Origin of the sequence: Paraglaciecola arctica, from assembly GCF_018861065.1 — a bacterium.
GTDB classification, from domain to species: Bacteria; Pseudomonadota; Gammaproteobacteria; order Enterobacterales; family Alteromonadaceae; genus Paraglaciecola; species Paraglaciecola arctica_B.
The window spans coordinates 130077-146044 of sequence record NZ_JAHKQO010000016.1 but is presented as its reverse complement, the minus strand read 5'-3'; the positions used below and the strand labels follow the sequence as shown (position 1 = coordinate 146044).

The window sequence follows — 15968 nt, the reverse complement described above, 5'->3', positions numbered from 1 at the left end:
AAAAATGGCTGATACTCAAAGAGATAACGCTTTTCATGAAATAAATGAAGAACAAATGCCAGTCGCAAAGAATAAATTGCATGGCTGGAAACATTTTGCTGGCTTATATGCAGGTGAACATGTTGCCGCCACAGAATTTGTTATCGGTGCCACCTTTGTCGCGTTAGGTGCATCGACCAGAGATATTTTGTTAGGTTTGTTAATTGGTAATCTATTAGCCATGTGTTCATGGTGGTTATTAACCGCCCCCATAGCGGTTGAAACTCGTTTAAGTTTATATAATTACCTGAATAAAATTGCCGGTAATTCGATGACCAAACTCTATAACTGGGCGAATGTGGTGATATTTTCGGTGATCTCCGCAGCCATGATTACGGTGTCTTCCACCGCAGTCAGGTTTGTATTTGATATTCCTGCACAACTGAATTGGTACCCTAATAGTTTTTGGTTTGTTGCCATTGTTTTAGCCGTAGGGTCGATAGTGGTATTGGTTGCTATGTACGGTTTTTCCACCGTAGCTGATTTTTCTAAAATTTGTGCACCTTGGCTGTTTGTTATCTTTATTGCTGGCTCATTTACTTTATTTCCCGCCCTATCGAATCACGTATTAGGTACCACTACGCTTAGTGGATGGGGTGACTTTATCACAATTGGAGACCACTCCATTTGGACCGGTTTTACCGGTAGTGGTGAAAAAGGCATTGGTTTGTTAGAAGTCATAGGATTTGCATGGGCAGCTAACTCTATCACTCACTTTGGCTTAATTGACATGGCTATATTTCGTTTCGCTAAAAAGAAAAGTTATGGCTTGTTCTCTGGTGTCGGCATGTTCTTTGGACATTATATCGCCTGGATTTCAGCCGGTATTATGGGGGCTGGTGCCGCGGTTTTACTTAAAACCACTATTACGTCACTCGATCCAGGTGACGTAGCTTATCATGCATTAGGTTTAACAGGTTTTGTGATTATTATTATTGCTGGTTGGACAACCGCAAATGCAAACTTATATCGCGCAGGCTTAGCGGCTCAGTCTATTTTTGTTAATCATTCACGTGAAAGAACAACAGCTGTAGTTGGTGTTGTTACTGTGATCATTGCGTGTTTTCCTTTCGTGTTTTCGCAAATGTTACCCCTACTCACTTATGCGGGCTTACTCGTTGTGCCAGTTGGCGGCATTGTATTTGCTGAACATACGTTATTTCCAAAACTTGGCTTAACCCGATATTGGGCGAAGTATCAAAAACTCTCTCGCAGTGTTCCTGCCATAGCTACCTGGGCGTTAGCCTTAACATTTGGTTTTGGATTAAATGCGTTAGATGTGATGTCATTTTATTACTTATTTATCCCTACTTGGATTTTCAGCATCATTGTTTATACCTTGCTAGCCAAAAAATATGGTGCCGATAAGGATTACACTAAAGAAGTCGCAGCTGAAGTACTCGAACAACAACAAATTGTTGCTTTTCAAACCGACCAAGCTATTGATGATAAACCTTTTATTCATGATAAAAGCGGCATAAGCAAACTACTCAATGCAGTATCGGTTATTTCACTATTGATCATTACTGGGTTTGCTTGTCAGGTTATGTTTTTTAGCGAAAGTATGCATATTTATGATGTTAATAAGGCGCAGTTCGAACTGTACTGCTTCATCTTTACTATCACCTACTTTGGCAGTGCCTATATGTCTCTTAGACGTCAAAAATCACTTAATAACTAGTTATCTACTGATAACTTAAGGTGCCACTTACGTTGTTGCTTTGAATTAAAGCAACAACGGTTTTGGCAAAAACATTGGTACAACTGATTAGCCTGCAGCATCGCTTATCAGCATATTTTGTGGGAAGAATCCTACATAGAAAGGTAAAACGAATGACTAACAATCAATTAAATCAGTCTAATTTGGCTAATTTACCCAGCCATATTGATATTCCCAATTATGATCGCAATAAACTTACAGCAGGCATAGTACATATTGGTGTAGGTGGTTTTCATCGCGCACACCAAGCAATGTACATTAATGAACTACTAAAAACCCCAGGCTCAGAACAGTGGGCAATTTGTGGTATTGGTTTACTAGAGAACAACCGTAGCTTACGAGACATTTTAGTCAAACAAGACTACCTGTATTCATTAGTGGTTCGCCATCCCAATGGTCAAATTGAGAACAAAGTCATAGGTTCAATGATCGATTTTATGTTTGCCCCTGACAACAAACAAAACGTGATTGATAAATTAGCTAATAGCGAAACCAAAATTGTATCCTTAACCATTACCGAAGGAGGTTACAATATAGATCCTATGACGGGCGATCTAGATTTAAATCACCCAGATATTGCCCATGACATTACCCATCCAAATGATCCTATAACGGCATTTGGTTACATTGCCGCAGCATTAAGAATTCGCAAAGCAAATAATATCCAAGCGTTTACCGTACAGTCTTGTGACAATATTCAGCATAACGGCGCAGTCACTCGCAAAATGTTACTCTCGTTCACTGAACAACAAGATCTTATGCTAAGCCATTGGATTGCACAGCACGTTGAATTTCCAAATGCCATGGTTGACCGCATCACCCCTGTCACAACAAAAGCCGATATTGACTATGTGGCACAAACTTTTGGTCTAAAAGATGAATGGCCCATTACTTGTGAATCTTTTGCACAGTGGGTCATTGAAGATAACTTTAGTGACGGACGGCCTAACTGGGATTTAGTGGGTGCGCAATTTGTCACTGATGTTACGCCTTTTGAGAAAATGAAAATTCGGCTATTAAACGCCGGCCATTCGGTTTTGGGGTTATTGGGTGCGATTCACGGTTACGGGACTATTGATGAAACTGTATCTGATCCAGTTTTTGCTAAATTCTTGCGGGCTTTTATGGATCTAGAAGTGACGCCATTATTAGATGAATTACCCGGTATTGATTTAGAACAATATAAAAACACCCTAATTGAGCGTTTTTCTAACCCTAATATAAAAGACAGTTTGGTACGTATTTGTTCTGAAAGCTCAGCTAAATTACCTAAATTTTTAATCGCTACTATTCACGAAAACTTAGAAGCGGGGCGCGACTGCTCACTTGCAGCTCTAGTAATTGCTACTTGGTGTTTATACAGTGACAAACAAACAAATGCACAACAAGAGCCGATAGAAATTCAAGACGTAATGAAAGACGAACTTGCTAGCTACGCTCACAAAACAACTATCGACAAACTGGCTTTCTTAAAACTAAACAGTGTATTTGGTGATTTAAATACACACCCAGTATTTATCCAAACATACCGCGACGCTATTGACGCGATCTATTCGGCAACAAGTAATATTAAAGACATCATGAAAAATACTCTAGAAAGCAAACAGTTTGGCATTTCCCAAGGAGTGCTTAAATGAGCGGCCTATTGATTAAACATAAAGCGGGTAACGATATCTCTATCAATTGTTTTGGTGAGGTTTTATGGGATTGTTTTGATACTGGAAAACGCATAGGTGGCGCTCCGTTAAATGTATGTTTACGATTAAATGGGCTTGGGATACAAGCCAATATAATAAGCGCTGTTGGAGACGATAAATTGGGTAAGGAGCTTCTGCAGCAAATAGAAGTTCGTAATACCAATACCGATTTTATCGCTGTTAATGCCAATAAAAAAACCAGCACAGTTGAAGTTAAATTAGACCAAAGTGGTTCGGCATCTTACGAAATTTTGGCCGATACAGCCTGGGACAATATTCCACTTACTGTTGCTTTGTTAGAACAAGTAAGCTCGTCGGACATTTTTGTTTTTGGCAGTTTAGTAGGTCGCCAACAAGTATCATTGGACACTTTAAGAAAACTATTAAAGGTAGCCAACTATAAAATATTTGATGTGAATTTGCGCAAACCTCACTACAACCTGAAGACGCTAGTGGAAATGATGAACAAAGCAGATTTCATTAAACTTAACGATGATGAGTTATATGAAATAGCCCAAGGGATGGGATCTGAATATAACTCCCTAGAGCAAAATCTAGAGTTTGTAGCCAATCAAACCAATACCCAAAAAATTTGTGTCACTAAAGGCTCACATGGTGCTTTGCTGAGATTCGATGATGTGAATTATTATAATTCTGGCTACTTGGTAAAAGTAGTAGACACTGTTGGTGCAGGAGACTCATTTTTAGCGTCATTAATTTATCAACTATGCCACACCAACAATCCTCAATACGCCATCGATTTTGCGTGTGCCGTGGGCGCAATGGTGGCACAACACAAAGGTGCAACACCTGAAATAAGCATTTTGGAAATTCAACAGTTCATGGATCCAGTGAAAACAACCTAAAAAAGTGTTGTAGGAGCGCGCAATCACCGCGCGCCATTTATGGAATTGAATGACCTATTGATGCCTATCATTCTTTGTTTCGTGAGATTCTTATTTCTAGGAATTAGACACATAAAACAACCCAAAGATTGACAAGCTTTAAACCATAAACTAACGTCATAAAACTTGGATAAATAATTGTTTTTTCTTAATTTTATTATTTTATTGCTGTTGTTTGTGACTAGCTTCTAATTTGGATGGTATTGCTACATGAACCGATTGTTTAGGTCGTTGAGGACCAAGTTATCTGTACTTATTATATTAGTCGCACTTCCAGGGCTCTTAGCAATAGTTTACTTCTCTCTATTAGCACGGGAGTACGCCTTAAATTCTGCGCTAGAAGAGGCGACAAAAACAGTCGAAATAACGACTACCTTTCAGACTCTTTTAATCAATAGAACAAAAAACTTTTTAGAAAATTTGTCAAGTTTTCCGAAGGTGATGTCGCCTGACTCTCCGGAATGTAGTGCTTATCTAGCGGATGTCATCAAATTAAAAGATATTTACGTCGATATCGCAGTGGCACAAACAGATGGAAAACTAACGTGCAGTGCTAATCCAATAGGTCTATCACCGAATATTGCTGAGCGCTCATATTTTCAAAAAGCATTGAATAATAAAAATTTTGCGGTTGGAGGATATCATCTTGATAGCACAACTGGCATCGCGACTATCAATTTTGCCTATCCTGTCATACCTCCTCAAAGTGATACTGTTGTAGGGGTGGCAGTTGCCGCTATATCTTTGAACTGGTGGAGTAAGCAACTTTCTGAATCACATTTACGCAACTACTCTGTAGCCTATATTACCGATCAACAACAAAACGTCATTGCGAGTTATCCGGTAAGGAACGAGCTGCTCGGCACTCCTATTGCTGAAGTACAGCCACCTTTGGAGGCATACAAATTCGAGTCTGATCCTGACGTCAAAGCCTACCTGAGTACCGAGCAACATTTAAAAGTGTTTGTAAAGAAACCAATTTTCACAGGTGATGGGCAAATTACGCTAAGTGTAGGGATCCCATTCGAGACTAAACTTTCAGATATTAACGAAACGCTATTATCAACAAGCATGATTCTAGTGTTATTTGTGGTTTTGATGTTTTTAGTGGCTACATGGGGAGTAAACAAGAGTTTACTGACCCCCTTGAATACTCTCTTACGATCCACCAAAAAACTTGAAGCAGGAGAAGACATAGGTCGTCTATCGCCCAACGGAGCATCAGAACTCTATAATTTACAAAAACATTTTATTTCAATGGCTAAAACCCGTTTGGACGCGGAGAATCGCCTTAAACATAGTCAGCAAGCTCTACAAAAAAGTGAAAAAATCCACTTAAATCATATACAAAATACACCTTTGGGTTGTATTTCATGGGACAAAAATTTTATTTGTACAAACTGGAATAAATCAGCTGAAAATATTTTCGGATATCAATCCCATGAAGCGATTGGTCAACATGCGCTTAAACTTATTGTTGAACCACAAATACGCAGTGAAATCGATAAGCTTTATAATTTAATACTCACTCAAAAAGATGGAACCTTTGTAAGTAACGAAAACGTAACCAAGTCTGGAGAAGCAATAGTATGTGAATGGCACAATACTATTATTTACTCTGAAAATGGCACTGTGCTGGGTGTCACTTCCTTAATTCAGGATATTACCAAAAACAAAAAAGCAGAAGCCCAACTCACTCTCGCTGCTAGTGTTTTTTCCCAAGCAAATGAAGGGATTATCATTACGGATACTAAAGGCAAGATCATTGAAGTTAACAATAGTTTTATTGAAATTACCGGATACACCCGAGAAGAAGTCATTGGTAAAAATCCAAACATTCTAAAATCTAACCAACAATCTCAAGAGTTTTATCGGCTACTCTGGAAGTCAATAAATGAGGAAGGAAAATGGTCTGGAGAAGTATGGAATAAGCGAAAAAACAACGAAATTTACCCACAATTATTAACGATCAGTGCAGTGTATGATGACGATAGAAAATTGAAAAACTACGTTGCCATATTCACGGATATTTCTGAAATCAAAGAAAAGCAACATCAACTCGAGCATATGGCGCATTTTGATGTACTAACCAACCTACCGAATCGCTCTCTTTTGGCAGACCGGCTTAACCAATCGTTACTCTTTAGTAAACGTAACAACACCTTAGTAGCCATAGTATTTCTAGACTTGGACGGGTTCAAAGAAATCAATGATAAACATGGACATAGCGTAGGTGACGAACTCTTAGTCGTATTTGCGGATCGACTGAAAGACATCTTACGCGAACAAGATACGTTATCACGCTATGGAGGTGACGAATTTGTGATAGTTCTCAGCGATTTGGAAAGCACTGAAGACTTCCCCCCTATAGTCGAACGTATTTTAAAGGCCGCCTCTAGTCCATTTACGTTAGGAGGTAATGTATTAAAAGTGTCCGCTAGTATTGGTGTCACAGTCTTTCCTCTCGATCAAACTGATGCAGAACAACTTATCCGACATGCAGATCAATCCATGTACATCGCTAAGCAAAAAGGGAAAAATTGCTTCCACCTGTTTGATATTGAATCTGAAGATGCGATTACCAACCATCACGTCATTCTACAAAATATTTCTACAGCCTTATCAAACCGTGAATTCGTATTGTTTTACCAACCTAAAGTAAACATGAGAAGTGGAGAAATTGTTGGTTTAGAAGCCTTAATACGCTGGCAACATCCAACTAGAGGTTTGTTGTCCCCCTATGAATTTTTACCCTTCATTGAAAACCACCAACTTGGTATAGAAATTGGTGAGTGGGTAATACAAGAAGCCCTAAATCAAATGGAAACATGGAATAAGACTTCTATGCAATTGCCTATTAGCGTCAATATTAGCGCCTTACAAATTCAACAAGACAACTTTACGGAACGTCTAGAGACGTTATTGTCAGCCTCACCCAATGTAGCGCCAGCTAATTTACAAATCGAGATTCTAGAGACCAGCGAAATTGGGGACTTGGATCGGGTTTCTGAAAAAATGAACAACTGCTTAAAATTTGGGGTGAACTTTGCCATCGATGACTTTGGAACCGGTTATTCTTCACTTACTTATTTAAGACGCTTGCCAGTAGACATTGTAAAAATTGATCAGACCTTTATTCGAGATATGTTAGTGGATCCTGAAGACAGAGCGATCGTTGAGGGAATTATCGCTTTAGCAAAATCCTTTAACCGCAAAGTCATAGCAGAAGGAGTAGAAACCGTTTCTCATGGTTCAGTATTACTAGAAATGGGATGCGAATTAGCCCAAGGATACGGTATCGCTAGACCAATGCCAGCAAGCCATGTCTATGAATGGACAAAAACTTGGACTCCGGATATCGAGTGGCAGAGTTATTGATAACAAATGAATCAGTAGTACATTTATACCCATTCACGAATCAATCTTTTTTACGTTATCCATATAATTACCAACAGTTAGATGTGACTCACATCATTTCAGAAGGAGTCACAATAACTGGCTCTTAATATGCTCCCGCAGCATAGGTTAATTCATAGCTGTGGCTGTATATCTCAAGAATATTACCAAAAGGGTCTTCCATGTAAATCATGCGATAAGGCTTTTCGCCGGGGTAATAATAACGAGGTGCCTGCATACGCTTTTTGCCGCCAGCCGCTACAATTTTATCGGCCAATCCCTCTACATCAGGGTCTTGAACACAAAAATGAAACACCCCAGTTTTCCAATATTCAAAATTATTTTCAGGGTTTTCCTGCCCTTTAAATTCAAAAAGCTCCACACCTATTCTGTCGCCAGTAGATAGATGTGCAATACGAAAATGTTCCCAGCCGGCGCCAAAAACATCGGTACACATTTCTCCTATTGCAGAGTCATCTTCGGTAATCTCCGTTGGTTTCATAATCAGATACCACCCCAATACTTCGGTATAAAACTTCACGGCTGCTTCTAAATCAGGTACAGAAATACCAATGTGTGAAAAAGTGCGTGGGTAGGTTTTGCTCATATTGTTTACTCCGTTTAATTGATAATAAAAATATACACCCACCAATAAATTACGTAAAATTATCATTAATAATAGACATAAGTACATTTTGTAATGATAAATCACAGTTGGCTAAAAACATTTTGCACCTTAGTAGAAGTGGGACATTTCACTCACACAGCAGAAAAGTTGTATATGACCCAATCTGGTGTGAGCCAACATGTCAAAAAACTAGAAATGCAGCTAGAGAAACAACTACTGATAAGGGAAGGTAAAAGCTTTTCTTTAACAGCAGCAGGGCAACAACTGTATCAAAAAGGTATTCAGTTACTGCGTTCGAGTGACGATTTAGAAACCTTAGTTAGACAAGATGATGAAAAGGTTGGCTTAGTCAAAATTGCCTCTCCAGGCAGTGTGGGTCTAAAGCTCTACCCACACTTACTGGATATTCAGCAAGCTCACCCTAAATTGGCCATCGACTATAGCTTCGCACCCAATAAAAATATTGAACTAGAATTATCTAAAGGAAATATTGATTTGGGATTAATGACCCAATTGAGCCAAGCTAGTACACTCACCAGTCTTAAAATTGGCGATGAACCTTTAGTATTAGTCACCCCTTGCGATGTAAAATCAATTCAATGGCAAAGGTTAATTGAACTTGGTTTTATCTCTCATCCTGATGCAGCCCATCATGGGCAATTGTTATTAAGCGAAAACTTCCCGGACTTTGAACATATCGAACAAATACCCCACAAGGGGTTTTCTAATCAAATTAGTTTGATCCTCACTCCTGTTAGCAAAGGCTTAGGATTTACCGTTTTACCGTTATACGCCGCGAGGGCGTTTGCGTCTCAGCACCTCATACACATACATAACTTAAAAAAATCCGTGTGTGAGGCACTGTATTTATGCGTCAATCGCCGCTCACCGTTAACCAATAGAAGTAAGTTTATCAAGTCTGAACTGCTTAACTTTCTTTCTTAGTATTGCGCTTAAGTTATGTGACGAAACACCAACTCGACGCAGCATAAATCTAAAATATGCAATCGCACAATAAGAACTGCTTCAACACAAACACAATCCTAACGCTATATTGTTATAAACGAGACTCAGCGTTCAAATTAAAAGCGTCAATATTAGGTGGGCAACATGGCACTGAGCATAGCTTGGCGCAAAGTACCTCGGATAGGTGTGGGTTTATGTGAGTCCCTGTCTACAAAAACGTGAGTTAAACGTCCTATTGCAGAGGCGTTTTTTTCCTCTTCTTTAAAAATAGCGACAACATAATCGACTGAACTATTGCCAATTTTGTCTACACGCAACCCACCGACTAGCTTTTGCGGATACGAAACTGGACTAATATAACTGCAGCTAGATTGCACTATAAATCCAATTTGCTGACTTTTTTGCGGAATAAAATCACCTTGTTCAATCAAAAACTGATTAATAACCGTGTCGAAAAATGAGTAATAATTAACATTATTCACATGACCAAACATATCATTATCCATCCACCTAGTGGTTATCGAAAAATGAAACATAAAACTACTCTTTGACTGCCCTTCCATTACTTACCACACTGAATTTTCGACTATTACATTGATAATTAATATTTAACCATAAATTTCCCAACACAGGTGAGTATTAGTAGTGCTTAAAAAGTCGACGAATTTCATAAAAAAGGTTGACGCTTGGTGTTTACTCACACACAATAATTGTTAACAGCATGTTTATTTTTAATTAACAAAACGTATTTCCAACCATAAAAGAGACCGAATTGTATGATTTTAAATCACCTATGGGGTTTATATACACACCCAAAAGAAGAATGGCAGGTAATTGACGAGCGACATGAGAGTTATTTTTATAGTTTAAGCCATATCGCTATCATTTCTTTAATTCCCGTTTTGATGAGTTATTATTCAGCCGCTCACCTGGGCTGGAGTATTGGTGTGGGCGATATAATTAAATTGACTAAAAACAGTGCCATGCTCATGAGTATTGGTATGTATTTTGGTTTAATGACGGGTGTGGTTGCATTAGCAGTATTAATTCATGAGTTAGCTAAAGCATTTGATTCATCCCCTACTTATACTCAATCACTCGAACTTGCGGCTTACACTGCTACCCCGTTATTTATGGTTGGTTTTGCGGCTTTTTATCCGGTGTTATGGTTTGTTATGTTTGTTGGACTGATTGGTCTAACTTATTCGGTTTATTTGCTCTACGCTGGTACTCCAATTTTGATGCATATTCCTGAAGGTAAAGGCTTTATTTATGCAAGTACAGTAGTAACATGTGGGTTGGTCTTGCTGGCTATTCTAATGGCCGCGTCAGTAATATTGTGGAGTATGGGGATGGGCCCAGTTTACGTGGGTTAATGTCTCTAGCTCGCATAAAATGACATAAAAAAACACGGTTGATCCAACCGTGTTTTTTTATGTTTGTCACTTAGCAAAGCTTATTTAGCGACTAGTAATAAGCCTTAAACTAAACCAGTTTAATCTTGAGTCATATTGTGCATTTCTAAGTTGTTCAATTCAACTTGCACACCCTCGTTTTTTGCCCCTTCATTACGCATGTTATCAATACGCTGCAAATAGGCATTATCAATATCGGCAGTAATATAGTTTCCATCAAACACTGAGGTTTCAAAACGTTTGATATCAGGGTTCAACTCACGCACTGCGTCGATCAAATCCGTAATATCTTGAAAAATCAAACCGTCTGCACGGATCAAATCACTGATTTGTTCAATCTCTCGGCCGTATGCAATCAGTTCGTTAGCCGACGGCATATCTATCCCATAGACATTGGGAAAACGAATTTCAGGAGCAGCAGATGCAAAGTAGACTTTTTTCGCACCCGACTCACGGGCCATTTCAATAATTTGCTCTGACGTGGTTCCACGTACAATGGAATCATCAACTAAAAGCACACTTTTATCTTTAAACTCCGACGGAATCGCATTGAGTTTACGACGCACTGACTTACGACGCATCGTTTGCCCAGGCATGATAAAGGTACGACCAATATAGCGATTCTTAACAAATCCTTGGCGATACGGTCTATCTAACTCCAAAGCAATTTGCAGGGCAACATCACTAGAGGTTTCTGGAATTGGAATAACTACGTCGATATCAATATCAGCCCACTCTTTGGCTATTTTTTGTCCCAGTTTACGTCCCATATTCACTCTTGAGGCATACACTGAAATTCCATCGATAAATGAATCGGGTCTAGCAAAATAGACAAATTCAAATATGCATGGAGCGTTAATAGGTTGATGAGCACATTGTTGAGTATGCAATTCCCCAGACTCAGTGACATAAATAGCTTCACCAGGCGCCACATCTCGAATAAAGGTAAAACCTACCGCATCAAGCGCCACACTTTCAGAAGCCACCATATATTCGTTTCCGAACTCAGTTTTACGCTTACCTAAAGCCAAAGGTCGAATACCAAAAGGGTCACGAAATGCCAGCATGCCATTACCAATAATCGCAGCAACCACTGCATAGGCACCGCGGATTTTTGCATGAACTTTGGAAACAGCTTTGAATACTTCAACAGGCGTTAAATGCAATCCCTCAGCATTTTGTAGTTCATGAGCAATAATGTTTAACAACAACTCTGAATCAGATGTAGTGTTAATGTGTCTTCTTGCGACTTTCGCGACTTCATCTTGCAACTCATGGGCATTCGTTAAGTTACCGTTATGAGCAAATGCAATACCATAGGGTGAGTTTACGTAAAATGGCTGCGCTTCTGCCGAGCTAGAGCTACCGGCAGTTGGGTAACGCACGTGTCCTATACCAAATTGCCCGGTTAGTCTTTTCATATGACGAGTATGAAATACATCTCTCACCAGGCCATTATCTTTGCGTAGGTGAATAACATCATTATCTACAGTTACAATTCCAGCAGCGTCTTGACCTCTATGCTGGAGCACAGTCAGGGCATCATATAAAGCTTGATTGACTGGGCTTTTACCCACTATTCCGACAATACCACACATGCGATTTACCTTTTTAAACGGGTTTTATAAAACTTGAGTTACTCTGCAAGTATTCAAAAAACCACTCAATGATTAAACTAAATTCTGGAATTAGTACTGACGTCCCCCACAAGGTAGACGACGAAAATGGAGTAAATGTATCTAAGAAAAATAACAATGCACTGACAACTAAGATGCCTCGCAAGGCACCAAATACCAACCCTAAGGCTCTATCTGTGCCGCTCAGTCCAGTAAATTGGACCAATTGGGAAATAAGATAATTGACTAAACCACCGATAATCAAGGTCGACACGAACAGTATTGCGATGGCAACACCATTACGAATCATCAAATCGTCAAGTTTAGTGAGATAAACGGCTAGGTCTTTATAAAACTGGCTTGCAATAAAAAACGCAGTAAACCAAATAGCCAATGAGATTGCTTCTTTTACAAAGCCTCTAATTAAGCTAATAACGGCGGAAAACAAAATAACAGCCAATATGGCGTAGTCAATCCAATTCATAAGACTCGTTTTTTACCGTTTAAATGTCGAGATGTAAGGACCATCACTGCCCTTTTCACACCACGGAATTAAAATCGCGCGCATTCTATCAAAATGGCTGACGAAGATCCTATAATTTTTCACAGCATTAATAACAATTCAACATTCAATTGGCTGTAAAAGAGTTCACCTTATTGAACAGTAAATGGGGTCACCCGACCCTGTAATTGGGTTAACTCTTTTAGGTGCGACAGCGCATTATCTAAGTTGCTTTTTTGCAAATCAGGGCCAACAAAGACTTTTGTCAAGGTTCCAGAGTTGGTTTTTACGGGCCGGCTAAAGGCTCGATAGCCCGCTTTTTCTAGGCGACTCAACAGCTCTTTTACATTTTTCTGATGGCGAAAGCTACCCAATTGTACCACCCAACCCGCACTCGCTAATAAGCTATCAACATCTTGCTCTACCACTGTTTGCTGCTGCAAACTGCTCACCTGTGGAGTTGTTTTATTTATCTCATCTTTAATAATATCACTAGGCGTTTCTTCTTCGTAGACATCAGCCACTTGAACATCTTCGGTTCGACTTTCGAGTTGTGTCTCAGGCGCTGAGTTTGAGTCAAGATTTTCATCTACAGCCTGTTCAGAAATCACTTCAACTTTTCGGGTTGCCGCTTCTTTAACTTTCTCAGTGTCGAATGGGCTCGGAGATTTCACCGTTTTCATTGGTGGTTTTTGAGGTAACTCAACAAATAGATTACGTTTTGATTCTTGTTTCCCATCTAATAAATCGGGCAAAAAAATCACAACTATCGCAACAACTATGGCGGTTCCTACCAAACGGTTTTGTAATGCGGATGACACTCTACTACACCTTTTCGTTAGGGGGTAACAACCCCATTTTTAATACATTTGTAACAGTAAAAAAAGAACCAAATACGATGACAAAGTCCTCTTCATTAGCCGCGTCTAAAGCACATTGATAGGCCAATTCAACTGATTCATAGTCTAACACTTTTTGTTCACTGGGTAATACAGCAGAAACCAAGGTACTTGCTTTTGCACCTCTAGGCACATCTAAACTCGCACAGTACCAATCCGAAACTATGGGTAACATAGGAGCAAGCGTTGCCTCTATGTCTTTATCAGCTAACATCGCAACAACAGCTATTACCCGTTTATGGCGCATATTTGTAATGTCACTGGCTAACAAACGAGTCGCCTGAGGATTATGCGCGACATCCAACATCACTAAAGGATTATTTTGGACGACTTGCCTTCTACCGGGCAAACAGGTTTGCGCAAAAACTTGTGCCATTGATTTAGTGTCTAACTTTATACCCAAGGTTTCCAACACTTGTAAGGCGGTCGACGCATTTTGGGCAGGAATGTTAGGCACAGGTAGATTGTCATAGCGTGTATTAGCCCCTTGCCAATGAAATCCCTGTGAATCCATTTGGAAGTCAAAGTTTTTGCTTTGCCATAAAGCCGCAACTTGATATTCAAATGCGGCCTCAACCAATGTAGAAGGGGGATTCTGCTCACCGATAATAGCAGGGATATTCGCTCTGAAAATTCCTGCTTTTTCAATCGCGATTAGCTCCCTAGTATTACCCAACCAATCCTGATGATCTAAATCGATACTAGTAATTACCGCAATATCTGGGTCAACAATGTTGATTGCGTCCAATCGCCCACCCAAACCTACTTCCAGCAATAAATATTTAGCGTCCGATTCGTACATTAGCTGCAGTGCCGCTAATGTTCCAAACTCGAAATAAGTAAGGGGGATATCACCTCGCGCCTGCTCCACCTTCAAAAACGCCTCACAATGAGCCTTTTCAGGTAGCATATCTCCAGCGACTCTTACGCGTTCACGGTAATCTAAAAGATGCGGAGAACTAAATACAGCGACAGATTTTTTAGAGGCCAAAATAGCGTGTTCAATCAAAGCACAAGTAGTGCCTTTACCGTTGGTACCAGCAACGGTAACAAGCACTCGCTCACCGAAATCGAGTTGCAAACTTTTAAGAACCTTAGCTACACGCTCTAGGCCTAATTCAATATTACTTGGATGTATCTGTTCAAGATAAGTTAACCAATGGTCAAGAGACCAAGCCTCTTTCTCAAAGGCTTGGTGATTTGATAGTTTAGACATGATCTAATGATGTTGGTGATGTAATTTTGACAATATACTAAATAATTTATCACGCATTTCACGGCGATCCACTATGATGTCAATAGCACCTTTTTCTAATAAAAATTCGCTACGTTGAAATCCTTCAGGTAGGGTTTCGCGAACAGTCTGTTCAATCACTCGTGGTCCAGCGAAACCGATCAAGGCTTTAGGCTCAGCCACATTCACGTCACCCAACATTGCCAAACTCGCTGAGACTCCCCCCATAGTCGGATCCGTTAGTACAGAAATATACGGCAGGCCTTTTTCACTCATTTTTGCCAATGCGGCACTGGTTTTAGCCATTTGCATAAGTGACAGTAGGGCTTCTTGCATACGTGCCCCACCACTGGTAGAGAAACACACCAGTGGCATATTCAGCTCCAAACAGGCATTCACCGCTTTTACAAATCTAGCACCTACTACTGAAGCCATTGAACCGCCCATAAAAGCAAACTCAAAAGCTGCAACGACTACAGGCATACCATTCAATTTGCCTTGCATGACGACTAACGCGTCTTTTTCGTTAGTCGCTTTTTGCGCACTGGCTAATCTATCTTTATATTTTTTCGAATCTTTAAATTTGAGTAAGTCTTGAGGTTCAAGATCTGTACCCAACTCTACCCTTTCACCTTTGTCTAAAAAGTGATTGATACGAGCGCGCGCTCCAATTCGCATGTGATGACCACATTTAGGGCACACACCTAATTGTTTTTCTAATTCTGTTTTATACAGCACGGCGTCACATTCACCGCATTTAGTCCAAATTCCCTCGGGCACGTTACTTTTAGTCGAAGACTTAGTGCGCGGTAGTATTTTTTCAATCCAACTCATATAAAATCCTGTTATGCAATTTGCATTAACGCTACAAATTGACAATATTCAACGGTTTATTAATACCCGTTTTAAGCCCTATAGGCCAAAAGAAACGCTATTAAATCACAACATCTT

General features: G+C 39.7%; 13 protein-coding genes. 6 read left to right on the top strand and 7 right to left on the bottom strand.

Annotated elements, in window-relative coordinates:
• Window positions 1-4: 4 nt before the first annotated feature.
• The 4 genes from KO534_RS06665 to KO534_RS06650 all read left to right on the top strand — a co-directional run bounded on the left by KO534_RS06665 (window position 5) and on the right by KO534_RS06650 (window position 7739).
• Entirely contained in the window at window positions 5-1720 is a 1716-nt protein-coding gene (locus KO534_RS06665; protein ID WP_215928695.1) for a purine-cytosine permease family protein, read from the top strand.
• A 152-nt stretch (window positions 1721-1872) separates the two neighbouring features.
• On the top strand, window positions 1873-3396 hold the full coding sequence (locus KO534_RS06660; protein WP_215928693.1) for a mannitol dehydrogenase family protein: 1524 nt from the start codon (window positions 1873-1875) through the stop codon (window positions 3394-3396).
• Window positions 3393-4322, top strand: a complete 930-nt coding sequence (locus KO534_RS06655) for a carbohydrate kinase family protein (protein ID WP_215928684.1) — start codon at window positions 3393-3395, stop codon at window positions 4320-4322. Before KO534_RS06660 ends, KO534_RS06655 begins: the two co-directional genes overlap by 4 nt.
• A gap of 480 nt (window positions 4323-4802) precedes the next feature.
• Complete coding sequence (locus tag KO534_RS06650; protein WP_252731990.1) at window positions 4803-7739, top strand: EAL domain-containing protein; 2937 nt, start codon at window positions 4803-4805, stop codon at window positions 7737-7739.
• Between the two features lie 124 nt (window positions 7740-7863).
• Here the strand turns inward: KO534_RS06650 and KO534_RS06645 are convergent, their stop codons facing one another.
• On the bottom strand, window positions 7864-8364 hold the full coding sequence (locus tag KO534_RS06645; protein WP_215928680.1) for a lactoylglutathione lyase family protein: 501 nt from the start codon (window positions 8362-8364) through the stop codon (window positions 7864-7866).
• 93 nt (window positions 8365-8457) lie between these two features.
• Between KO534_RS06645 and KO534_RS06640 the strand changes: the two genes are divergently transcribed.
• Window positions 8458-9330, top strand: coding sequence for a LysR family transcriptional regulator (locus KO534_RS06640; RefSeq protein WP_215928678.1), 873 nt, complete (start codon window positions 8458-8460; stop codon window positions 9328-9330).
• A 152-nt stretch (window positions 9331-9482) separates the two neighbouring features.
• On the opposite strand, the gene KO534_RS06635 is transcribed toward KO534_RS06640, so the two are convergent.
• Entirely contained in the window at window positions 9483-9887 is a 405-nt protein-coding gene (locus KO534_RS06635; protein WP_252731989.1) for an acyl-CoA thioesterase, read from the bottom strand.
• Window positions 9888-10127: 240 nt separating this feature from the next.
• Here KO534_RS06635 and KO534_RS06630 point away from each other — a divergent pair, with 240 nt between their 5' ends.
• Window positions 10128-10727: a Yip1 family protein gene (locus tag KO534_RS06630; RefSeq protein ID WP_215928672.1), complete on the top strand. Its 600-nt coding sequence runs from the start codon at window positions 10128-10130 to the stop codon at window positions 10725-10727.
• A 119-nt stretch (window positions 10728-10846) separates the two neighbouring features.
• On the opposite strand, the gene purF is transcribed toward KO534_RS06630, so the two are convergent.
• The 5 genes from purF to accD all read right to left on the bottom strand — a co-directional run bounded on the left by purF (window position 10847) and on the right by accD (window position 15851).
• Window positions 10847-12364 (bottom strand): amidophosphoribosyltransferase, encoded by a 1518-nt coding sequence (gene purF, locus KO534_RS06625; protein ID WP_215928670.1) that lies wholly within the window; start codon window positions 12362-12364, stop codon window positions 10847-10849.
• Window positions 12365-12377: 13 nt separating this feature from the next.
• Complete coding sequence (locus KO534_RS06620) at window positions 12378-12866, bottom strand: CvpA family protein (RefSeq protein ID WP_215928668.1); 489 nt, start codon at window positions 12864-12866, stop codon at window positions 12378-12380.
• Window positions 12867-13036: 170 nt separating this feature from the next.
• Window positions 13037-13705: an SPOR domain-containing protein gene (locus KO534_RS06615; RefSeq protein WP_215928667.1), complete on the bottom strand. Its 669-nt coding sequence runs from the start codon at window positions 13703-13705 to the stop codon at window positions 13037-13039.
• Between the two features lie 4 nt (window positions 13706-13709).
• Window positions 13710-14999 carry a bifunctional tetrahydrofolate synthase/dihydrofolate synthase gene (gene folC / locus KO534_RS06610; protein WP_215928666.1) on the bottom strand — a complete coding sequence of 430 codons (1290 nt, stop codon included), beginning with the start codon at window positions 14997-14999 and terminating at the stop codon, window positions 13710-13712.
• A 3-nt stretch (window positions 15000-15002) separates the two neighbouring features.
• Window positions 15003-15851, bottom strand: a complete 849-nt coding sequence (gene accD / locus KO534_RS06605) for an acetyl-CoA carboxylase, carboxyltransferase subunit beta (protein WP_215928665.1) — start codon at window positions 15849-15851, stop codon at window positions 15003-15005.
• Between the last annotated feature and the right edge of the window lie 117 nt (window positions 15852-15968).